22 protein-coding genes are annotated in these 20675 nt (G+C 67.8%); 13 read left to right on the top strand and 9 right to left on the bottom strand.

Annotated features, from left to right (window positions below; genetic code table 11):
• Positions 1 to 128: 128 nt before the first annotated feature.
• Positions 129 to 674: a peroxiredoxin gene (locus RHOOR87_RS0107265; RefSeq protein ID WP_007511828.1), complete on the bottom strand. Its 546-nt coding sequence runs from the start codon at positions 672 to 674 to the stop codon at positions 129 to 131.
• Between the two features lie 187 nt (positions 675 to 861).
• Between RHOOR87_RS0107265 and RHOOR87_RS0107260 the strand changes: the two genes are divergently transcribed.
• A complete protein-coding gene (locus tag RHOOR87_RS0107260) occupies positions 862 to 1284 on the top strand; it encodes a hypothetical protein (protein ID WP_231381741.1) in 423 nt (140 codons plus the stop codon).
• Between the two features lie 75 nt (positions 1285 to 1359).
• On the opposite strand, the gene RHOOR87_RS0107255 is transcribed toward RHOOR87_RS0107260, so the two are convergent.
• From RHOOR87_RS0107255 to RHOOR87_RS20715, 3 genes are all read right to left on the bottom strand, one after another.
• A complete protein-coding gene (locus RHOOR87_RS0107255) occupies positions 1360 to 1734 on the bottom strand; it encodes a hypothetical protein (RefSeq protein ID WP_007511824.1) in 375 nt (124 codons plus the stop codon).
• 298 nt (positions 1735 to 2032) lie between these two features.
• On the bottom strand, positions 2033 to 3808 hold the full coding sequence (locus tag RHOOR87_RS0107250) for a GGDEF domain-containing protein (protein WP_027484644.1): 1776 nt from the start codon (positions 3806 to 3808) through the stop codon (positions 2033 to 2035).
• 11 nt (positions 3809 to 3819) lie between these two features.
• Positions 3820 to 4371: a hypothetical protein gene (locus tag RHOOR87_RS20715; RefSeq protein WP_231381740.1), complete on the bottom strand. Its 552-nt coding sequence runs from the start codon at positions 4369 to 4371 to the stop codon at positions 3820 to 3822.
• 58 nt (positions 4372 to 4429) lie between these two features.
• Between RHOOR87_RS20715 and RHOOR87_RS0107240 the strand changes: the two genes are divergently transcribed.
• Positions 4430 to 6382, top strand: coding sequence for a M61 family metallopeptidase (locus tag RHOOR87_RS0107240; protein ID WP_027484642.1), 1953 nt, complete (start codon positions 4430 to 4432; stop codon positions 6380 to 6382).
• Positions 6383 to 6434: 52 nt separating this feature from the next.
• Here RHOOR87_RS0107240 and RHOOR87_RS0107235 read toward each other — a convergent pair whose 3' ends face one another.
• On the bottom strand, positions 6435 to 7277 hold the full coding sequence (locus tag RHOOR87_RS0107235) for an MnmC family methyltransferase (protein ID WP_027484641.1): 843 nt from the start codon (positions 7275 to 7277) through the stop codon (positions 6435 to 6437).
• A gap of 152 nt (positions 7278 to 7429) precedes the next feature.
• On the opposite strand from RHOOR87_RS0107235, the gene RHOOR87_RS0107230 reads away from it, so the two are divergent.
• The 7 genes from RHOOR87_RS0107230 (at position 7430) to RHOOR87_RS0107200 (ending at position 13183) form a co-directional block, all read left to right on the top strand.
• Complete coding sequence (locus RHOOR87_RS0107230; protein WP_007511813.1) at positions 7430 to 7999, top strand: NADPH-dependent FMN reductase; 570 nt, start codon at positions 7430 to 7432, stop codon at positions 7997 to 7999.
• A gap of 38 nt (positions 8000 to 8037) precedes the next feature.
• The gene (locus RHOOR87_RS0107225; protein ID WP_027484640.1) at positions 8038 to 8709 is read left to right on the top strand and encodes a glutathione S-transferase N-terminal domain-containing protein; all 672 of its coding nucleotides are present in this window, start codon (positions 8038 to 8040) and stop codon (positions 8707 to 8709) included.
• 159 nt (positions 8710 to 8868) lie between these two features.
• Positions 8869 to 10239: an FAD-containing oxidoreductase gene (locus RHOOR87_RS0107220; protein ID WP_027484639.1), complete on the top strand. Its 1371-nt coding sequence runs from the start codon at positions 8869 to 8871 to the stop codon at positions 10237 to 10239.
• 123 nt (positions 10240 to 10362) lie between these two features.
• Entirely contained in the window at positions 10363 to 10710 is a 348-nt protein-coding gene (locus RHOOR87_RS0107215; protein ID WP_027484638.1) for a YciI family protein, read from the top strand.
• A 1-nt stretch (position 10711) separates the two neighbouring features.
• Complete coding sequence (locus tag RHOOR87_RS0107210) at positions 10712 to 11962, top strand: DUF6596 domain-containing protein (RefSeq protein WP_027484637.1); 1251 nt, start codon at positions 10712 to 10714, stop codon at positions 11960 to 11962.
• Positions 11963 to 12111: 149 nt separating this feature from the next.
• A complete protein-coding gene (locus RHOOR87_RS0107205) occupies positions 12112 to 12687 on the top strand; it encodes a redoxin domain-containing protein (protein WP_027484636.1) in 576 nt (191 codons plus the stop codon).
• 139 nt (positions 12688 to 12826) lie between these two features.
• Positions 12827 to 13183 (top strand): YciI family protein, encoded by a 357-nt coding sequence (locus RHOOR87_RS0107200; protein ID WP_015448139.1) that lies wholly within the window; start codon positions 12827 to 12829, stop codon positions 13181 to 13183.
• Between the two features lie 87 nt (positions 13184 to 13270).
• Here RHOOR87_RS0107200 and RHOOR87_RS0107195 read toward each other — a convergent pair whose 3' ends face one another.
• The gene (locus RHOOR87_RS0107195; RefSeq protein WP_027484635.1) at positions 13271 to 13987 is read right to left on the bottom strand and encodes a DUF899 family protein; all 717 of its coding nucleotides are present in this window, start codon (positions 13985 to 13987) and stop codon (positions 13271 to 13273) included.
• Between the two features lie 138 nt (positions 13988 to 14125).
• Here RHOOR87_RS0107195 and RHOOR87_RS0107190 point away from each other — a divergent pair, with 138 nt between their 5' ends.
• Positions 14126 to 14848: a glutathione S-transferase family protein gene (locus RHOOR87_RS0107190; protein WP_027484634.1), complete on the top strand. Its 723-nt coding sequence runs from the start codon at positions 14126 to 14128 to the stop codon at positions 14846 to 14848.
• Between the two features lie 21 nt (positions 14849 to 14869).
• Here the strand turns inward: RHOOR87_RS0107190 and RHOOR87_RS0107185 are convergent, their stop codons facing one another.
• Together RHOOR87_RS0107185 and RHOOR87_RS0107180 are read right to left on the bottom strand one after the other, a co-directional pair.
• Positions 14870 to 16114: an MFS transporter gene (locus RHOOR87_RS0107185; protein WP_015448136.1), complete on the bottom strand. Its 1245-nt coding sequence runs from the start codon at positions 16112 to 16114 to the stop codon at positions 14870 to 14872.
• A 25-nt stretch (positions 16115 to 16139) separates the two neighbouring features.
• The gene (locus RHOOR87_RS0107180) at positions 16140 to 16547 is read right to left on the bottom strand and encodes a DUF3224 domain-containing protein (RefSeq protein WP_007511786.1); all 408 of its coding nucleotides are present in this window, start codon (positions 16545 to 16547) and stop codon (positions 16140 to 16142) included.
• Positions 16548 to 16738: 191 nt separating this feature from the next.
• Here RHOOR87_RS0107180 and RHOOR87_RS0107175 point away from each other — a divergent pair, with 191 nt between their 5' ends.
• The 3 genes from RHOOR87_RS0107175 to RHOOR87_RS20270 all read left to right on the top strand — a co-directional run bounded on the left by RHOOR87_RS0107175 (position 16739) and on the right by RHOOR87_RS20270 (position 19987).
• The gene (locus RHOOR87_RS0107175; protein ID WP_027484633.1) at positions 16739 to 17545 is read left to right on the top strand and encodes a helix-turn-helix transcriptional regulator; all 807 of its coding nucleotides are present in this window, start codon (positions 16739 to 16741) and stop codon (positions 17543 to 17545) included.
• 141 nt (positions 17546 to 17686) lie between these two features.
• The gene (locus tag RHOOR87_RS0107170; RefSeq protein WP_027484632.1) at positions 17687 to 18841 is read left to right on the top strand and encodes a GGDEF domain-containing protein; all 1155 of its coding nucleotides are present in this window, start codon (positions 17687 to 17689) and stop codon (positions 18839 to 18841) included.
• 711 nt (positions 18842 to 19552) lie between these two features.
• Positions 19553 to 19987 (top strand): hypothetical protein, encoded by a 435-nt coding sequence (locus RHOOR87_RS20270; RefSeq protein ID WP_155950921.1) that lies wholly within the window; start codon positions 19553 to 19555, stop codon positions 19985 to 19987.
• Between the two features lie 574 nt (positions 19988 to 20561).
• Here the strand turns inward: RHOOR87_RS20270 and RHOOR87_RS19770 are convergent.
• On the bottom strand, positions 20562 to 20675 hold a 114-nt coding region (locus tag RHOOR87_RS19770; protein WP_043795419.1), incomplete at its 5' end, for a transposase.

Below are 20675 nucleotides of genomic sequence, written 5' to 3'. Positions count from 1 at the left end.
ATCCGGCGCAGCCAGCGACGGACAACCGGGCGGGTGCGCTGGAGAGGGCAGGGTCGCTCTTTTCGACCACCTGCCGGACAGGCAGGACCGGCCGGCTCGCCCCGGGGCGAGCCGGCCTTCGCGCCGCGCTATTTGCCGAGCGCCTTCACCGCGTCCAGCGTCTCCTGCACATGCTTCTTCGGGCTCAGGTTCGAATAGACGTGCACGATCTGCCCGGACGGGGCGATCACGTAGGACGTGCGGTCCGACCAGCCGGGCCGCAGCGGCAGCAGTGCATCGTATTCCCTGGCGATCTTCGCGCCGTTGTCGGCGGCGACCGCGAACTTGCCGCCGCAATGCTCGGTTTCCTGCGAGAACGCCGCCAGTTCCGCGGTATTGCCGGCGGTGACGCCGATCACGGTGGCGTGCTGCGCCTTGAACTGGTCGATGGCCTCTGAGAACAGGTGCGCTTCCAGGTTGCAGCCCGGGGTGTGCGCGGCGGGGAAGAAATACACCACCACCGGCCCCTTCTTCAGGGCATCGGCTAGCTTGAACGTGAACGGCTGGCCGGCAAGATAGGCTGGCGCAGAAAAGTCGGGCGCCCTGGCGCCTTCCTTCAGTGCTGCCAGGGCCGGTGCGGCGAGGGTGGCGCTGCCGACGAGGGCGAGCGCGGCGAATTTCAACAAGGCGTTCATGGCGATTCCTCGGGCCAGGGGGTCAGACAGCTTATACGCCAGAAGCGCCCGGGCGGATGCCGCGGCCGCTCGCGGCGCGGGCTTCGCCTCGTTGCCTCGGTGGCACGGATCATGGCCATGGCTGCTTTCTCCGCAGCCCGTCGCCGGGCCGGAGTTCTGGTATGTTGGCTGCGGGGAACCGGTCTGCATGTCCATTCGCACTCACCCGGCAGGGGTCAGCCTCATGGGCCACGACAAGTCACGATCGAGCGTTTCAGTCGGCGCGGTCGACTGGAATGATCCGCATCTGGATGCGCTGCTGCAGAAAGTCGACGGCTGGAAGGTCGACAACCGCAGCGACCAGCCGCCGCAGGAAGTGCAGATCCACGTCAGCTCCGGGTGGACGGCCAACTCCGTCGTGAGCAAGCCGGCCCAGCTGATTTCGATCGACGAGCAGACCATGGTGCTGGTGACCCGGTTTCCGCTGCCACAGGGCGACCATGTGCGCGTGGACAACCAGCAGGCGGGTGGCACGCGCAGCGTGTGGGGCTGGATTATCGAAGGACGCGAGGGCTACCGCATCGAGGACCGCGAGCACGGCCTGTTCCTGAACAAGTTGCGCATCGGCTGAAGGCAGGGCAGCACGCGCCATTCGCGCTCGCTGGCGGTACCCGGTCTGGCGCCATGGCGCGAGCGGCGCCGGCGGTCAGCACTCGTGCAGCCAGTAGATGCTCACGCCGTTGCTGCAGTCTTCCGCGCGCCTGCCGGCGCGGCCTTCGACCACCACGCCCCATACGCTGCGCATGCCGTCGCCGTAGAAGCGGTCCACGCGTACATATTCGGCGGTGGGAATCGGGAAGCTGGCTTCCAGCACCATGACCTTGTCGCGCTTCCACACCAGCACCGCCGTCCGTCCGCCGCCGGCGCTCCAGCCGATCTGCACCTGCACTTCTTCCCGCGGGAAGTTATCGCGGTTGTCCAGGTCCCAGTCCTCGATCTTGCTCAGCAGCTTCTGCAACTGGGGATCGCTCCAGTCGACGCGATTGCCTGCGCGGGTGGGGTTGCTGCGGTCGACCATCATGCGGGCCATTCGCTGCGGTGGGCGGTGCTGCTGCGGCCGGGCTCGCCATGTGCGTCCGTGCGCCGGTGGCACGCGCCCGGCAGGCATGGCCGACGTGGCCGGTGGCCCCCGTTTCCCGCGGGTGGCGTCGTTGCGCTAAAGAGCATCCGGATGTGGCGTAGCATCGATGGATCCTTCGGGTTTGCTACGGTCATCGGCACGGCGCCGGTTTCCTGAAGGGGTGCGGGGCCGGAACGCGAGCGGCCCGCCCGGCGGCAGGCTTTCACGCACGTCGATGCCGCTGCTCCGGCGCGGGGCTTCAGGCTTCGGCCAGGTTGCCGGCGTCGGCGACGACCCGGTTGCGCCCGGCGCGCTTGGCGCGGTACAGCGCGACGTCTGCCTCCTTGCACAGCCGCTGCAGCCCGTAGCCGGAGGTATCGGTGGAGGCCAGTCCGACGCTGGCGGAAATCGCTATGTGCTGCCCGTCCTTCTCGATCGGCGTCGTGCCGATCGCGATCCGGATGCGCTCGGCGATGTCCAGGCCCTGGTTGCGGGAACACTCGTGCAGCAGGATGCCGAATTCCTCGCCGCCCAGGCGGCCGAACAGGTCGCTGGGGCGCAGGTGCTGCTGGCAGATCGCCACGGCCCGCTTCAGCACGGCGTCGCCCATGGCGTGGCCGTGGGTGTCGTTGATCTGCTTGAAGTGGTCCAGGTCGATGGAGATCAGGCAGGCGTGGCCGAGCTTCTTCTCCAGCAGGCGCAAGATGCGATCGGCCTCGTGGATGAAGTGCTGGTGGTTCAGGATGCCAGTGAGCCCGTCGCGGATCGCCATGCGCTTGAAGCGCCTCTGCGAACGCATGGTGCGGAGCAGCCAGAGCGCGATGGCCGCCAGCAGGATGATCAGCAGCGTGATGTAGAGCCGGTCGGTCTCCGCGGCCTTGGCGTCCAATGCTTGATGCAGCTTGAGGACACTGTTTTGCCTGCCAAGCTCTTCGGTTTCCAGCTTGCGGGTCAGAATCTGCTGCTGGACCGTCTGGTAAGCCAATGCCTGTGCGGAGGCATCATTGAGCGAGCCCTTGTCCTGGGCGACATAGCGTTCGTAGTAGGCAAGCGCGGCGGCTGTGTTGCCGTGCCGCTTGGTGACCAGGTAGAGCACTTCATACGCATCTTTGAGATAGTCGTTGACGTCGTCCGGGCCGGCCATCGCCAAGGCGGCGAGTGCCGCCTTCTGGGCGTCATCGTCTTTACCCAGCTGTGCATACGCCTGAGCTCGTTGCACCTGCGCGGACAGCGTGTGCGGGTAGTAATGGTTGATCCGGATGCCGGGCGCTATCCGGTCGAGCAGCGCCAAGGTCTTGGCCGGCTGGTGTTCTTCCAGGTGGAGCGTGCCGAGGATGAGCTGCATGGTCGTCGCCATGATGGGCTGTCCAGCCGCTTCGCATGTCTCGATGACCTGCTGCAGTTCCGGACTCGCGGAGGTGAGCCGCTTGGCGTTGTAGAGCGCGGCCACCAGCTTGGTACGCGAGTAGCACGAGGTCGTCTTCGAAGGATCGATGTCCTCCATCATGTGGGCGTACTTGATCGCCAGATTGGTCTGCCCGGCCAGGTTCAACGTCTGGGACAGGTAGCTGAGGACCTGGAGGCGGGCCTCTTTGTCCCGGATTCGGGGCAGGTCGATCGTGAGCTGCTGGGCCAGTTGGAAGGCGTCTTCATAGCGGCGACCGACCGCCAGGTTGTTCATGAGCAGCGCCGATGCCTTGGTGGCAAGCGTCGGATCGCCTGAATGGCCGACCACATCGCGCAGCGGCTGCTCCGCTGTGGCGTAGCTGCCCTCCAGCGAAGACTCGAGCGCGTCGAGATAGCGCAGATGCCATTGCTCGGCCGTCGTCAGCGCGGGCGATTCGCGATGGATCTGCGCCAGTCGTTCGATGAACTGCCGGTGGTCCCTGATGCGCAGCTCCTCGGTCTGGTCGAGGAAGGCGCTTGCGTCGGTAATCCGGGGAGGATCAGTAGCGCGACCTGCCAGCGCCAGGGCGCAAAGAAGCAGGGCGGCCAGGGCGGTCCCCCTTCCTCTTCCTTGCCGGCCGACGGGCATGGCGCGCGAGACTATCGTTTGCGCGGCTCGTGGCGATCAGGTTCGGGTGGATGACGCGGTTCGTCGCCGCCATCGTGGTCGGGTTCGTCTTCCTCGTGTCCCGGGGCATTGGAGATCTGCGGTGCCTTGTTCAGCTTGTGCCCGAACTCTCTGGACAGTAGCGAGCTGTCGCCGGCGGCAACGGCAGATCTGAGGGCTTCGGATGCATTCGCTTGTTCGAGCATCGGTGCAAGTTCGTCGGCGGATGCATGGCGCAGCGCCGCGTTCTGGCCGATGGTTTCCAGCAGTTCGATCGTATCCGGCATGTTTCCCCCTTTTTCGGATTCCCCGGGCATGCGTTCTGCAAACGCCGCGGATGGCCACAGCGTGTCGGGCGATGCAGGACTTCCTTGGTCCAGCGCCGCCAGCCGCTCGCGCATGGCCCGATTCTGCTTCAAGGGCGCGGCGAGCGGTAGCACCACCGTTTCCCCGGCGGTCAGTTCGGAGCCGAGCTGGTTGCGCAGCGCCATGCGGCGAACCAGCGGGTGCTGGATCGGCAAGGTGGCGCCGCGGTAGACGCTCACCTCGTGGTCGAGCAGTGCTAAGTTGGCGCGAGTCCTTCTCCCGCCCATTGGAGTCGTCATGTCCGTTGCCTTTTTCGCCGGGTTGCCGGCTGCCGTATCCCGCCGGGTGGCGTGCGGGGTCGTGGCCGTATTGATTGCGCTCGCGGTGGCTCCCCTGGGAGCGCAGCAAGTTCCGGGTGCCGGAGTGCCGCCGCCGCAGGACGTGCCGTACCCCGGCACGATCGCCATCCATGTCGATGCCGGCGACACCGCGCGAGGCATCTTCCGCGTGCACGAGACGATTCCGGTGCAGCCCGGCGCCTTGACCCTGCTGTATCCGCAGTGGATTCCCGGCGACCACTCGCCGACCGGCCCGATCGCCATGCTTGCCGGCCTCGCGCTGAGCGCGAACGGCAAGCCGCTGGCGTGGAAGCGTGACGAGTACGACGTGTACGCGTTCCACCTCGACGTCCCCGCGGGGGTCGCCAGCATCGACGTGGAGTTCCAGTACCTGTCGCCCCGCGATGGCGGATTCGAGATGACAGACCGCATGATGGACATGGAATGGAGCAAGCTGGCGCTGTATCCGGCCGGCCATTTCACCCGCGGCATCACCTTCGCGCCCAGCCTGACGCTGCCGCACGGCTGGCAGCTCGGCAGTGCGCTGGAGCCGGCCTCGCAGTCGGGCGATACCACCACGTTCAGGCCGGTGACCTTCAACAACCTGGTCGACTCGCCGGTCTACGCCGGCCAGTACTTCAAGCGCGTCGATCTGACGCCGCCCGGCGGGGCGCCGGTGCACCTGGACGTTGTCGCCGACGCACCGAAGTACCTGGCCATGACGCCCGAACAGGTGCAGGCGCATCGCGCACTGGCGGTGCAGGCGACCAGACTGTTCGGCTCGCACCATTACGACCACTACGATTTCCTGTTCTCGCTGTCGGACCAGCTGGGCGGCAACGGCACGGAGCACCACCAGTCCAGCGAGGACGGCCTGGGTGCCGACTACTTCACCGCCTGGGACGACAACGCGCCCGGCCGCGACCTGCTGGCGCATGAATACACCCATTCGTGGAACGGCAAGTTCCGCCGTCCGGCCGACCTGTGGACGCCCAACTTCAACGTGCCGATGGGCGATTCGCTGCTGTGGGTGTACGAGGGGCAGACGCAGTACTGGGGCTACGTGCTGACCGCGCGCGCCGGCCTGTGGACGCCCGAACAGTTCCGCGACGCGCTGGCGATGGTGGCGGCCAACTACGACCGCAACCGCGAGGGCTTCCGGTGGCGCACGCTCGAGGACACCACCAACGACCCGACCGCTGCACGCCGCTCGGGCCTGCCGTATCGCAGCTGGCAGATGAGCGAGGAGTACTACAGCGCCGGCCAGATGATGTGGCTGGAGGTGGACGCCAGGCTGCGCGCGCTGACCCACGACCGCAAGTCGCTGGACGATTTCGCGCGCGCGTTCTTCGGCGTCGACAACGGCAGCTACGTGACGAAAACCTACACCTTCGACGACGTGGTGGCCGCGTTGAACGGCGTGGCGAAGTACGACTGGGCGAGCTTCCTGCATGCGCACGTGGATACGCGCATGCCGCCGCTGCTGGACGGCATCGAGGGCACCGGCTGGAAGCTGGTCTACACCGACAAGGAGAGCGCCTACGAGAAGCAGTACAACAGCCGGCCGCAATCGTCACGCCACCTGTACAACTTCGCCTGGTCGATCGGCCTGACCATGGCCAAGGGTGGCAAGATCAACGACGTGCGCTGGGAGGGGCCGGCGTTCAAGGCCGGGGTCAGCGCCGGCGCCACCCTCGTCGCGGTGAACGGCCAGAACTACAGCGACGATGTGCTGAAAGATGCGATCACGGCGGCGAAAGGCAGCAAGGCGCCGATCCAGCTGCTGCTGAAATACCAGGGCGCCTATCGCACGCTGCCGGTGGATTACCACGACGGCCTGCAGTACCCGCACCTGGTGCGCATCGAGGGTACGCCGGATTACCTCGGCGAGATCATTGCGGCGCGGAAGTAGGCGAGGGCCGGAACGGCGCGGGGACCGACTCTGTATCTGTCCGGACGCCGGCTCAGCGCCGCGTCGCCAGCACGCCATCCAGCGCCGGCTGCGCCTTGAAGCCGGCGTGCTCCAGCCGCCTGGCCACCTCGCGCGGCACGTCGCGGCCGCTGGTGAGCTTGTTCGGGCTGCCGGTGTAGTGGAACAGCCGGCCGCCCTTGCGCAGCACGCGGGCCAGCTGGTCGTAGAACGCCTGCGCGTACAGTTCGCCGGCGATGCCGAAGCGCGGCGGGTCGTGCAAGAGCGCGTCCACCGAGGCATCGGCGAGCTGCGCGATCGCCTGCGACACGTCGGCATGGGCGAGCTGCAGGCGGCCGCCGCTGGCAGGTGACTCGGGATCGGGCGACCACGGGTTGAGCGTGCGCAGCCACAGCACGTCGGCGTTCTTCTCGAACGAGTGGATGCGCGTCGCGCCGGCCACCAGGCAGCAGGCGGCGAAGTAGCCCAGCCCGCCGCAGGTATCCAGCACCACCTTGCCGCGTGGCTCGACCAGCGCCACCTTGCGGCGCGCGTCGTCCAGCGGCGACGCTTTCGCCGTGGGCAGCATCTTGATGCCGTCGATCTCGAACGTGGGTGCGCCCCATTCGGTGGGCACCAGCTTGATCAGCGAGCCGGCGTAGCGCGCCACCGGCGCGAATGCGTCGCCGTCCCAGTAGTAGATCGTGCGGTCCTTCAGCGCGGACGGGTACGGGTAGCGCCGCTGCCGCCACAGCCAGGCGTCGGCCTGCAGCGAGGCTTCGCCGGTCGATGCCCCCAGATCCAGCGAGCCGGGCCATGCATCCGCGCCGGCGTCGCGCGCGGCCAGCAGCGAGGCGGCGACGGGGCGGGTGAGCAGGGGACCGGAGTAGTGCGGCACGGCGGGCTTTCCTGAAAACGACGGCGCAGCGAAGGAGCGGCATCGTAACCCGGCCGCTGCCCGGCGTGACGCAGGCGGGCTGGTCCGGCCGCCCTGCCTGCCGTCGTTTCCGCGCTACCCTTGCCGCTACCGTCGCCGCTCCGAGGTGGAACATGGCCGTACTGGTCGGCTTTTCCGGCAGCCTGCGCAAAGGCTCGTTCAATGCCGCGCTGCTGCGTGCCGCGGTCGCGGCGATGCCGGCCGGCAGCCGGCTGCGGGTCATGTCGATCGCCGCCTTCCCGCTGTACAACGCCGACGACGAAGCCGCGCACGGCATTCCGGCCGAGGTCGCCGCGCTCAAGGAGGCGATTGCCGCCGCCGATGGCCTGCTGATCGCCACGCCCGAATACAACAACAGCATTCCCGGCGTGACCAAGAACGCGCTGGACTGGCTGACCCGCCCGCCGGCCGACATCCCGCGCGTGTTCGCCGGCAAGCCGGTGGCGCTGATCGGCGCCTCACCCGGCGGCTTCGGCACCATCCTGTCGCAGAACGCCTGGCTTCCGGTGCTGCGCACCATCGGTGCGGAGCTGTGGAGCGGCGGCCGCCTGCTGGTGTCGCGCGCGGGCAGCGTGTTCGATGCCGACGGCGCCATCGCCGATGCGCGCACCGACGAGCAGCTGCGCCAGTTCATGCAAGGCTTCGTCGCGTTCGCGCAGGGCGGATCGGCGGGGAATCCGTGAAAGCCGCGGTTGATTGACGAAACGCAGGAGGTAGTGCCTTGTCTGATGCAAATGACACGACCCGTGTGAGTCCGGCGCCGCGGATCACCGGCCGCAGCAGTTCGCATTTCACTCGCCTGGTGCGCGTGTTCGCGCAGGAGCTGGGCGTGGCCTGCGAGTTCGCCCCGGTCTACGACCTGGCGTCGCTCGAGGCGCGCGACTACGCGGGGAATCCCGCGCTCAAGCTGCCGGTACTCACCATCGATGGGGTGACGGTGTTCGGCGCCGAGAACATCTGCCGCGTGCTGGCGGAATCCGCGCCCGAGCGCCGGCGCGTCGTCTGGCCCGAGGACGTGCGCGAGCTGCAGGCGCGCAATGTGCAGGAGCTCGTCTGGCACGCCATGCAGGCGCAGGTGCAGCTCAGCTTCGGCACGCAGATCGCACACCTGCCGGCGGACAGCATCTACTTCGCCAAGGCCGCCGCGGGATTGCGCAACACCTTGGCGTGGCTCGACGAGAGGCTGGTGGCGGTCATCGAGGCGCTGCCGCCGCGCGACCTCAGCCTGCTGGAGGCGTCGCTGTTCTGCCTGGTCGAGCATCTGGCCTTCCGCACCACCGTCCCGCTGGCGCCTTACGGCCAGCTCACGGCTTTCGCCCGCGAGTTCGGCCAGCGGGCGTCGGCGCGCAGCACGGCGTACCGCTTCGATGCGCCGCCCTCCACGGGGGAGTGAACGGCCACGTTCCGATGGACGGCTGCTTCACGGAAATTTGCCGGCTCCGTTCGGTGCTTCGCGATACAACAGCCGTTTTCGTGCAGGGAGTGACGGCATGCTTCTCCACTGTTGCGGATTGCCGCCGCGAGGCGCGTCGCGGTTCGCGGCGACAGCGCCATGAGCCGCCGCTTCGACGCCATCATCGTCGGCGCCGGCCAGGCCGGGCCGCCGCTGGCGAACCGGTTGACCCGCGCCGGCCGGTCGGTGGCGCTGGTCGAGCGCAAGCTGTTCGGCGGCACCTGCGTCAACACCGGCTGCATGCCGACCAAGACCCTGGTGGCCAGTGCGCGCGCCGCGCACATGGCCCGTCGCGCGGCCGATTTCGGCGTGGTGCTGACGGGCGCGGTGGGCATCGACATGGCCAGGGTCAAGGCGCGTGCCGATACCGTCATCGCGAACGCGCGCCACGGCGTGCGCACCTGGCTGGACGGCATGGACGGCTGCACCGTGATCGAGGGCCATGCGCAGTTCGAGGATGCGCACACCCTGCGCGTGGGCGACGAACGGCTCGCCGCGCCGCAGATCTTCCTGAATGTCGGCGGCCGCGCGGCGGTGCCGGAGATGCCCGGCCTGCGCGATGTCCCGTACCTCACCAACACCTCGATCCTGGAGTTGGACCGCGTGCCGGCGCATCTGCTGATCGTCGGCGGCAGCTACATCGGGCTGGAGTATGCGCAGATGTACCGGCGCTTCGGCGCCCGCGTCACCGTGCTGGAAAAAGGCCCGCAGCTGATCGGGCGCGAGGACGCGGACGTGTCGACGGCGGTGCGCGGAATCCTGGAAGGCGAAGGCATCGACATTCGCACCGGCGTCGCCGAGCTCGCGTTCGCGGGCGCCGGCGAAACGCTCGCGGTGACGCTCGACGGCGAGCGGCTTGCCTGCAGCCACGTGCTGGTGGCGGTGGGGCGCGTGCCGAACACCGGCGACCTCGGCCTCGACCAGGCCGGCGTGGCGACGGATGCGCGCGGCTACGTCACCGTCGACGACGAGCTGCGCACCAACGTGCCCGGCATCTGGGCGCTGGGCGACTGCAACGGCCGCGGCGCGTTCACGCATACCGCGTACAACGACTTCGAGATGGTCGCGGCGAACCTGCTCGACGGCGAACACCGCAAGCTCAGCGAGCGCGTCAGCGGCTACGCGCTGTACATCGACCCGCCGCTGGGCCGCGTCGGCATCAACGAGGCGCAGGCGCGCCAGCGCGGCCGTCCGTTCCTGGTCGGCAAGCGGCCGATGGGCCGGGTCGGCCGCGCGGTGGAGAGGGACGAGACGCAGGGCTTCATGAAGGTGATCGTCGACGCACAGACGAAGGCGATCCTCGGCGCTGCGATCCTCGGTGTCGAAGGCGACGAGGCGATCCACGGCATCATCGACATGATGAGCGTGGGCGCCACCGCCACCCAGCTGCAGCACACGGTGCCGATCCACCCGACCGTGTCGGAACTCCTTCCCACGCTGATCGCGGAAGTGCATGCGCCGGGCGGGTAGGGCGACGGGCCGGATGCACCGCCATCGCCCTGCAAGACCGGTCTTGTCCAAATCGCGGGACCCCACGCGTCATAGGCAAGGTGGAGCATGCTGCCCGCCGATCACCCGGAACGGAGAATCACGATGCAATATCTACTGATGCTGTATGCGGAGGAAGGCGGCTGGGCGCGCATGTCGCCGGCCGAACAGGAGCAAGGTGTCGCGGCTTACGGGGCCTATACGCAGGCGTTGAAGACGGCGGGCGCGCTGGTCGGGTCGAACCGCCTGCAGGGCACGACGACCGCGACCACCGTGCGCGTGGCGAACGGCAAGTCGCAGGTGCTGGACGGCCCCTATGCGGACTCCAAGGAGCAACTGGCCGGCTACTACCTGATCGACGTGGCCGACCTGGACGCCGCGCTCGCCTGGGCGGCGCGCTGCCCGGCCGCGAGTCACGGCATTGTCGAAGTGCGGCCGATCTGGAGCATGTAGCTTGGATCGCACCGCGCAGGCAGGTCGTGCGGCGGATGCGGTGGTCCGCCGCAGCTACGGCAAGCTCGTCGCCTTCCTGGCCGCTGCCCTGCATGACGTGGCAGCGGCCGAGGATGCCTTGTCCGAGGCGTTTGCCACGGCCCTGGCGGACTGGCCGCGCAACGGCTGCCCCGCGAATCCGGAAGCCTGGCTGCTGACCGTGGCCAGGCGCAAGGGGATCGACCGGTTCCGGCAGCATCGCAACGGCGAGGTGGCGGCCGTGCAGTTGCGCATCCTCGCCGAGATCGAGGAGAGCGCGGTGACGGAAGGGGACGATGCGGCCATCCCGGATCGGCGCCTCGCGCTGCTGTTCGCCTGTGCGCATCCGGCCATCGATACCGGCATCCGCGCGCCGCTGATGCTGCAGGTGGTGCTTGGGCTGGATGCGAAGGCGATCGCCGCGGCGTTCCTCGCCTCGCCCGAGGCGATGGGCAAGCGGCTGGGGCGAGCGAAGCAGAAGATCCGCCAGGCCGGCGTTCCCTTCGTCGTGCCGGCGCGCGACGAACTGGCCGGGCGGTTGGATGGCGTGCTGGAGGCCGTCTACACCGCCTTCGCCGAAGGCTGGAGCGATCCCGGCGGCACCGATGCGATCCGCCGCGACCTCACCGCGGAGGCGCTGTTCCTCGCCCGGCTGGTCGCCGAGCTGCTGCCGCAGGAGCCGGAGGCGCTGGGCCTGCTGGCCTGCATGCTGCACGCGGAAGCGCGCCGTTACGCGCGCCGCACGGAGGCAGGCGACTACGTGCCGCTGGCCGAACAGGATGTCGCGCGGTGGGATGCGGCGATGATCGACGAAGCCGAGGCGCTGCTGCTGCGCGCCAGCCGGCTGGGCCGTATCGGCCGCTACCAGCTCGAAGCCGCGCTGCAGTCGGCGCATGTCGAGCGTTGCCGCAGCGGCCGCACCGACTGGGCGCCGGAGGTGCAGCTCTACGACGCGCTGCTGGCGCTGTGCGACTCGCCGGTGGTCGCGCTCAACCGCGCGCTGGCCATCGCGGAAGTGCAGGGTCCGCAGGCCGCGCTCGCGCTCGTCGACGCGCTCGCCGCTAATGGCCGGCTCGTCGATTATCAGCCCTACTGGGCGGCGCGAGCGGCGCTGCTGGCCCGGACGCACGCCTGCCGCGAGGCGCGGCAGGCCTACGACATCGCGATCGGCCTCGCCGCCGATCCCGCCGTGCGCCGCTTCCTGCAGGATCGCCAGGCCGCGTTGCCGCACTGAGTCCGGTGTGCCGCGCTGCGCGTGCGAGCGTATCCCGCTGGCGGGGCACGCCGCCGCCGAAGCCAGGAAGAGGTACGCTGCGTGGCTGAAGTCGTGTTCCAGCAGATGACGCGGCAGACCTGCCCGCACATGAAGGATGGAGATCTCCGATGATGCCGCCACTGGCTCCCGCCTGGCAGACCACGGCCTGGTTCAACACGCCGCAACCGCTGGAGCTCGCGCAACTGCGCGGCAAGGTGGTACTGCTGCACGCCTTCCAGATGCTCTGCCCGGGCTGCGTGGCGCACGGCATCCCGCAGGCGCAACGCGTGGCGAAGCTGTTCGAGGGTGCGCCGCTGGCGGTGGTCGGCCTGCACACGGTGTTCGAGCATCATGCGGCGATGGGGCCGGAGTCGTTGCGCGCGTTCCTGCACGAGTATCGCGTGGGCTTCCCGGTCGGCATCGACGCGCCCGGCCCGGACGGCGATCCGATTCCGCGCACCATGCGCGCCTACGCCATGCAGGGCACGCCGACCGCGATCCTGATCGACGCGCAGGGGCGCCTGCGCAACCATGTGTTCGGCCAGTACGACGACCTGCTGCTCGGCGCGGAGATCGGCGCGCTGCTGGTCGAGGCGGGGCAGCAACGCCTCGAGGCGACGGGCGTTGCGTCGGCGGCGGGGCATTGCGCCGATGGCCGTTGCGAGGCGGATGCCGGGGCACCAGGGCAGAACCCGCTTTCGTAGGAAGGCGCCGGATGCGCTCCTGCGGCGGCAGGTGTCGATCCGGCGCGGAGCCGTTCGTCGCCATGGCAGGAGCACGTTGGGCGGGCCGGCGTGGCCCTGCCGCGTGGCTCTGCCGTAAACCCACAGGAGAGTGAGGACGATGCGATTCCTTTCAATGATCAGGATCAACGAGAACTGCGGACTGCAGCCCAGCGAGCAGCTGATGAGCGATATGGGCAAGCTGCTGGAAGAAGTGACCCAAGCCGGGGTCATGCTCGACACCGCGGGGCTCAGGCCGACTTCGGAAGGCGTCCGCGTGCGGCTTTCGCACGGCAAGATCAGCGTAGTCGATGGTCCGTTCACCGAGGCGAAGGAAGTGATCGGCGGTTACGCGGTGATGGAGACGAAGTCGATGGAGGAGGCGATCCACTGGACCGAGCGCTTTCTGAAAGTCCACGGCGACGAGTGGGACATCACGTGCGAAGTACGTCAGCTGGAGACACACCCCTCGAGTTGAATACGCGGCTCGTCTGGCGGATTGTCCGGCACATCAAGCGTCGCGCGTCCGGGTCGGCAGAAATCTGCTGCCGACCCGACGCAAGCATCAGATCGGGTAGTCGAGCTTCGGGTACCAGTCGGTGCCGCGGCCTTCCGGCGTGCAGTCCAGGATGGTCCACAGCGGCATCAGGTCCGGCGCGCCGCGCGGGTCCTGGCCGGGGTCGGCGCTCTCGAAGCCCATCTCGCCGCTCCAGAAGTGGCGGATCGTGCCGTCACGGCGGGTGAACACGTTGAAGGCAGCCTGGTCGCCGTCGCCGCCGTCCGGGTCGACGGCGAAGTAGTCGCGGCTGTAGGCGCCGTCGACATCCGAGTACAGCCGCAGGTCGCGCCAGCCGCGTTCGTTCTTGAACGCGACCAGGCGCTCGATCGGCAAACGCGCCACCACGGCCAGCGCCACGCGCTGGGCCACGTCGCGCGCCTCGCCGTCCCACGCGCCCAGCAGCGAGGTGCACATCGGGCAGGGCCGCGCGCGCTGCGGGCCGAACATGTAGCTGTAGACCACCAGGGTCTGCCTGTCGCCGAACAGGCCGGCGAAATCGACCGGCCCGTGTTCGCCGCGGAAGCGGTAGTCGCCGGTCACCTCGCCGCCGGGCGGCAGTGCGCGGCGCAGCTCGGCGACACGCTCGATGTGCCGGCGCAGCTCGATCTCCTCGGCCAGCAAGGCGGTGCGCGCGCGGCGGTAGCCATCGCCTTCGTTGGGGAAGCGCATGGGGTTGCGCGCAGCGAGCTCGGCGGCGGGCACGAGGGTGGGGGCAGGGCTCATCACGGTTCTCCTGGGCTCGGGACTACCTGGATGACGAACGGGCGCCGGCGGCATCGACATCGCGCGGCGGCGCTGCTGACACGAGGCTGTCAGCAGCACCACGCCAGAGTGCGCGCACCTTCCGTCATCGAGTTCGCCATGTCGTCCACCGGCCTCACCCTGTACGCCAGCCGCGCCGGCTTCGGCCTGCCCGACACCAGCCCGTTCGTGCTCAAGACCGAGGTGCAGCTGAAGATGGCCGGGTTGGCCTACGGCTGCGTCTCGACGATTCCGCCGCAGGCGCCGAACGGCAAGCTGCCCTTCATCGACGACCATGGCGAGGTGGTCGGCGATTCCACTTTCATCCGTGCGCACATCGAGCGCAGGTACGGCGTGGACCTGGATGCCGGGCTGGACGCGCAGCAGCGGGCGCAGGCCTGGGCGATCGAGCGCCTGCTGGAGGACCACCTGTACTTCGCGATGGTCTGGTTCCGCTGGATCGATCCGGACGGCTTCGCCAAGGGGCCGGCGCACTTCGTCGACGATGCGCCCGAGGCGCAGCGGGCGCCATTGCGCCGCGACATGCAGGCACGCAAGTTCGCCGAACTGCACGCGCAGGGGCTGGGCCGGCATGCGCCGGGAAAGATCGCCGAACTGGGCACGCGCTCGATCGACGCGCTGGCCGAACTGCTCGGCAACAGCCCGTACTTCATGGGGGCATCGGCCAGTGCCGTGGACGCCACCGCCTTCGGCATGCTCGCCTGCACCGCCACACCGTTCTTCGACACGCCGCTGCGCCGGGCGGTGGAAGTGCAGCCGAACCTGGTGGCCTATGTCGCGCGGATGATGCAGCGTTTCTACCCCGAACATGCCTGGGGCTGAGCGTGGCCTGCGGCGCGGCGCTCAGCCCGGCGCGGGCCGGTTCCGGCGCACCCGCTGCGCCACCGGCACCAGTGCGAGCAGCGCCACGACCGCGAAACAGGCGCCGGCGAGGAAGGTGGCGTGCGAGCCGAACGCATCCCACAACTCGCCGGCCACCACGCTGGCCGCCAGCAGGGCCAGTCCGCTCACCAGATTGAACACGCCGTACGCGGTGCCGCGCAGGTTGGCCGGCGCGGCGTCGGCGACCAGCGCGGCCAGCAGGCCCTGGGTCATGCCCATGTGCAGGCCCCACAGCGTCACGCCCAGCGCCAGCCCGGCCAGCCCGCCGACAAAGGCCAGCGCCAGGTCCGACGCCACCAGTACCAGCACGCCCAGCCCGAGCAGCGCCCCGCGGTCGAAGCGGTCAGCCAGCACGCCGACCGGGTAGGACGACAGCGCGTACACCACGTTCATCACCACCAGCACCAGCGGGATCAGCACCAACCCCAGCCCCAGTTCCTGCGCGCGCAACACCAGGAAGGCCTCGCTGAAACGGGCCAGGGTGAACACCGCGGCGATCGCCACCACCCCCCAGTACAGCGGCGGCAGGCGTGCCAGCTCGGCGCGCGACCATGGCGCGCGCGCGGGTTTTCCCTCCTTGTCGCCCCGCGCGTCGCGTACGCCGAACACCACCAGCGCGAACGCGGCGAAGCCCGGCAGCACCGCGAACCAGAACACCAGCGGAATGTTGTCGGCGGTCAGCCACATCAGCATGATCGCCAGCGCGGGGCCGAGGAACGCACCGGTCGTGTCGAGCGACTGGCGCAGGCCGAACGAGGCGCCGCGCAGTTCGGCCGGTGCCAGGTCGGCGATCAGCGCATCGCGTGGCGCACCGCGAATGCCCTTGCCGATGCGGTCCACGAAACGTGCGGCGACCACCCAGTCGAGCGTGCCCGCCAGTGGAAAGACCGGCTTGGTGAATGCGGCCAGGCCGTAGCCGATCGCCACCAGCAGCTTGCGTCGGCCCAGCCAGTCCGACAGTGCGCCGGAGAACACCTTGGTGATCGCCGCGGTGGCTTCGGCGATGCCTTCGATGAAGCCGACCGCGAGCGCCGAGGCGCCGAGCACGTCGACCAGGTACACCGGCAGCAGCGCGTGGATCATCTCCGAGGAGGTGTCCATCAGCATCGAGACCAGGCCGAGCGCCCAGATGCCGGCCGGGATCCGGCGCAGCACGGAAGGCGTTTTCGCCGTGGCGCTGCCGGATGCTTCCGTGGGCTGGTTCATGGCGGCGCTTTCCGGGGTGGCGCGGTCAGGCCGCGCAGTGGCCTGGCAGGGTGTAGCTCAGATTGTAACTGTGCTTGGCGCCGGCGAGGGTGATCGTCATCGCGCCGTCCAGGCCGGCCAGCTCGCCCGTGCCGGAGCCGGGCACCACCGCCACGCTCCACTCCTGCGGCGTGCCGTCGACCATCAGCGCGCGGTGCACCAGCACGAAACTGCCGCTGCGGCCGTGCAGCTTGCCGCTGACTTTTTCCAGCGCCACGTAGGCGCCGGAAATGGTGCCGTCGCCCGCCGCCAGCATCTCGCCCTGGCTGGTGGCGTCGAGGTCGCCATGGAACTGCTTGTCCAGCGACAGGCGGCCGAGGCCGGAGGCCCTGGCCTGGGGGTTGTCGGGGGTCTGCGGTTGTATCTTGACGTCGAAGTTGCCGGCGGCGTGCATGGGAACGGGCTCCGTGGGGGTTCGTGCAAGGGCTGCCGAAGGCAGGGAAGCCGCGACGGCGAGCAGGAACAGCATCGTGTCCTTCGTGGGAAACTCCTGCGTGGTGTCGCGTGCCGACATGAGAGCACGGCTGGAGCATCGATGATTGTAAAAACGCGACAGGCCGGTGCCATCTGCCGCGCGTGGCACCAATGAACGAGGGCGTCGGCGAGGCTCGCGGCGTGCTGCGCCATGCGCCGGTGGCGGGCGTGTTCCATCATGCGCGTATCGCGCCACCGCCCGCACTGGCCGGCGTGGTGCAGCACTACTGGATCGTGCGCTGGGACCTGCAGGGCGGCCCGCCGCAGCTGCGCGAAACCCTGCCGCACCCGAACGTACACCTGGTGTGCGAAGCCGGCGGCAGCCGCATCCACGGCATTCACACCGACCGTTTCAGCACCACGCTGGAAGGGCGCGGCGGCGTGTTCGGCGTGAAGTTCCGTCCCGGCGGGTTCCGCGGCTTCCTGCGGCAGCCGGTGTCCGCATTGCGCAACCGATCGATCCCGCCGCAACAGGTGTTCGGCGAGGATGCGGCGCGGCTGGAGGCGATCCTGCACGCGCAGCCGCACGACGAACGCATGGTGACGCTGGCCAGCGACTTCCTCGCCGCCCGCCTGCCGCCGCCCGATACGCAGGCGCTGCGCGTGGGCGAAGTGGTGGACGCCATCGCCACGGATCGCAGCATCCGTACCCTCGACGACGTGGCCTCGCGCTGGCCGCTGACTCCGCGCACGCTGCAGCGATGGTTCAACCAGTACGTAGGCATCGGCCCGAAGTGGGTGATCAACCGCTACCGCATGCACGAAGCGCTGCAGCGTGTCGATGCCGGTGACGCGGTGGACTGGTTGCGGCTGGCGCTGGAGCTGGGCTACTTCGACCAGGCGCATTTCATCCGCGACTTCAGGGCGCTGGTGGGGTGTCCGCCGGCGGAATATGCACGGCGGGGGCGGGCGGGCTGAGGCTGGCGCGACGCGGTATCGGCCGGGGATGCCGGTTTCCTGCCGTGCTACCTTGCGGGGCGTGGCGGCCCGAAGGTCCCGCGTGCGCATCACGGAAGCGGCACGCCGACCCCGGCTTTCGGTCGGCATACGGGAACCGGCATGCACTTCGACCTCTTTACGCTCGGCGTCATCGGCGCGGCCATCGGCATCGCCATCTCGATAAGTTTCACCCTGCTCGGGCTGGTGCTGCGCGGCCTGCCGGCGCTGCGCATCTGGGCCACCGCGTTCTGGGTCATAACCGCCGCCGCGCTTACCCAGGGGCTGAACGAAAACGGCAGCCTGCTCTCCACGGTCGTGGGCGGCGGCCTGATCGCGCTGGCCAACGCGCTGATGCTGATGGGCATCGCCATCCACCTGTGCTACCCGCTGCGCTGGCGCTGGCCGCTGGCGGTGGTGGGTCTGTTCGTCGCCTGCCAGGTCGACGTTTACCTGTCGCCGCCGACGCAGACGGTCTCGGCGCTGATGTTCGGCGGCTACAGCGTGGTCTGGGACGCGTGGATGGTCTGGGTGCTGCTGTGGCGCTCGCCGCGGGACATGCGCAGCACCTGCAGCTTCACCGCGCTGATCTTCATCATCGACGCGCTGTTCTACCTGCTGCGTTCGGTGGTGGTGCTGTTTCCGCAACTGCTCGCGCACTCGCCGCTCGACGAACTGCTCACTACCTGGAATTACCTGTTCGGCATCCTGTCCTCGTTCCTGCTGAGCACCGGGTTCACCCTGATGCTGGCCGAGCGGCTGACCCTGGACCTGCGCCGGCTGGCGCGTACCGACGGGCTCACCGGCCTGCTCAATCGCAGCGCGCTGATCGAGGCGGGCGCCCGCCTGGTGGACGCCTGTCGCGCGCGCGGGCAGGGCTGCAGCGTGCTGATGTTCGACCTGGACCACTTCAAGTCAATCAACGACAACTGGGGCCACGCCGCGGGCGACGCGGTGCTCATCCATTTCGTCGCGGTGATCCGCAGCGTGGGACTGCCGCGCGGCACCCTGTTCGCGCGCTACGGAGGCGAGGAGTTCATGCTGTTGCTGCCCGCCATCGAGCCTGCGCGTGCCGCCGCGCTCGCCGAGCGCATGCGCACCGCCGTGGCGGCGGCACCGGCGGTGTTCGAAGGCAGCCGCATCGACATCACCACCAGTGTGGGCGGGGCCACTGCCGTCGACGCGAACGTCGAGCAATTGGTGAATGCTGCCGATGTCGCGCTGTATCGGGCCAAGCACCAGGGCCGCAATCAGGTGGCGTGGAATTCCGAGGCGTAAAGAGAGCCGGGCATGGATGGGGCGGCTTCCCACCCCGGAAACGCAAAACCGCCTCCCTCTCTCCCCATGTGCCTGCACCCGATCCGGCAGCCACGGCATTTTCGCACCCGTTACACCCGCACTTTTGCCTGTGTAACTGATACAGCCTCAAAAGTGTCGGATAACACGGCTGCTTGTACCCGCATCGATGACGGCGCTGCCGCGCAAGATCCTGATCCGTTTTAGGAATTGTCGGCTTGTGCGGTCAGGGTCGGAGCCGCATACTCGGTGCAACACCCCACTTTTGGGGTCTACTAAGCGTTAGACAGCAAGGGGAACGTCCATGGAAGTGCCTGCATCAATGACCGCCTATATTGCTGGGCTGCTGGGATACTGTCTTCCGAGCGTTTGCCTATGGTGGGCACTCAGCTTTCTGGCATGCCGCGGCATGTTTCGTTTGCAATACAAATGGCTTCCGTTCCTAGTAGGCTTCATCGCAGTCTGGCTAGTCGACGCGGCAGCCATTCATGTTTTGCGCCAAAATTTTCAGTCTCTAGTTTCGCCACTTGTTACAAGTCTTATCGTGCCTGTCGCCATTTCGCTCTTGGTCTTGGTGGCATACGCAAAGGCAACAAAGGCAGGCAAGGCTTCCAGCGGCAATGCTGTCTAACAGTTCGTTCAAGGCGGACGGCTGCGCCGCCGCTTAACTCAAGCGTTAGACGGCGGAGAAAAATGATCGCAAGCCTCCCAGAAGCACTGCAGCACGGTCAGAACCAAAAGGTATTGGCCTACTTAGCCGAAAGGTCCGCACATTCGGACATCGCAATTCCACTTTGGCAGGCCGTCAAAAAGCTACCGAACGTTCGTCTGTACTGCTCCGATCGGCAAAATTTCGGATACGTCGTGGTGTACGTAGGCACTCTAGCGTTTGGATTTGCGGAGGGCATGGGCGGAGTAACGCTGCGCCTTCCACCAATGATCGTTGAGCAGCTCATTTCCCAAGGCGCAGAGCACAGATCTACTATTGGTCCAGAGTGGATCTTTCTACGGCTCTTCGGCAATGGCGGCTTCCAGAGCCAGTTAGCTACGTTGGCCGGTATAGCGCATCAGTGCGCAGAGCCGCCGTCTAACAATTCGTTCAAGGCGGACGGCTTCGCCGCCGCTTAACTCCAGCGTTAGATGCCATGAACTCTTCCTGCCCTATCTGCGGCCATACTATCCAGCCATCATTAATGGACTACCTGCCAAGACGAGGCACTCTGAAGCAATACAGATGTGAGCATTGTAAAACTTGGCTAACAATAAACGGCAAGGCTAGATTTGTCCTGATCTCGGCGCTCATAGTCACGAGCCTCACCTGGGTGGTAGTTGTTGACGAGGCATGCGAGGCCTTACATGCACCAAAGCTGGCTTTCTATATGGCCATTATTTCAGGTTCTATCACTATCCAATTTGGCCTTGCCAAATTCCTACGGCGCATAGTCAAATGGGTGCCAATACCTTATTGACCGGTCGCTGCATCTAACTACTCGTTCAAGGCGGACGGCTGCGCCGCCGCTTAACTCAAGCGTTGAGGCTGTAGAAAAAGCCCTTTCCACGGATGGATAGACGGCCAAAATGACAGCCGTTGCATCACGTCACTCAACGGCGTGGTTTCTTGGGGTTTCGCGTTACGGGTTGCCCGGCTTGATCTGACGCGATGGGTGGGCGTCCCAGGCGCCCATGGCGCGCCTTGTGCCGCTCAGGCCGCCTTGCGGTAGTTCGCCCACTTCTCGATGTTGTGGACCAGCGCGAACAGCTTCCATTGGCCGTCCACCTTCGCTTGGCCGCGAAGGGTGAAGCGATTGAGCCGCTT

This window comes from Rhodanobacter sp. OR87 (assembly GCF_000473345.1).
Taxonomy (GTDB): Bacteria; Pseudomonadota; Gammaproteobacteria; order Xanthomonadales; family Rhodanobacteraceae; genus Rhodanobacter; species Rhodanobacter denitrificans.
The sequence above is the reverse complement of the archived record's forward strand: the minus strand, read 5'-3'. Positions and strand labels throughout refer to the sequence as shown.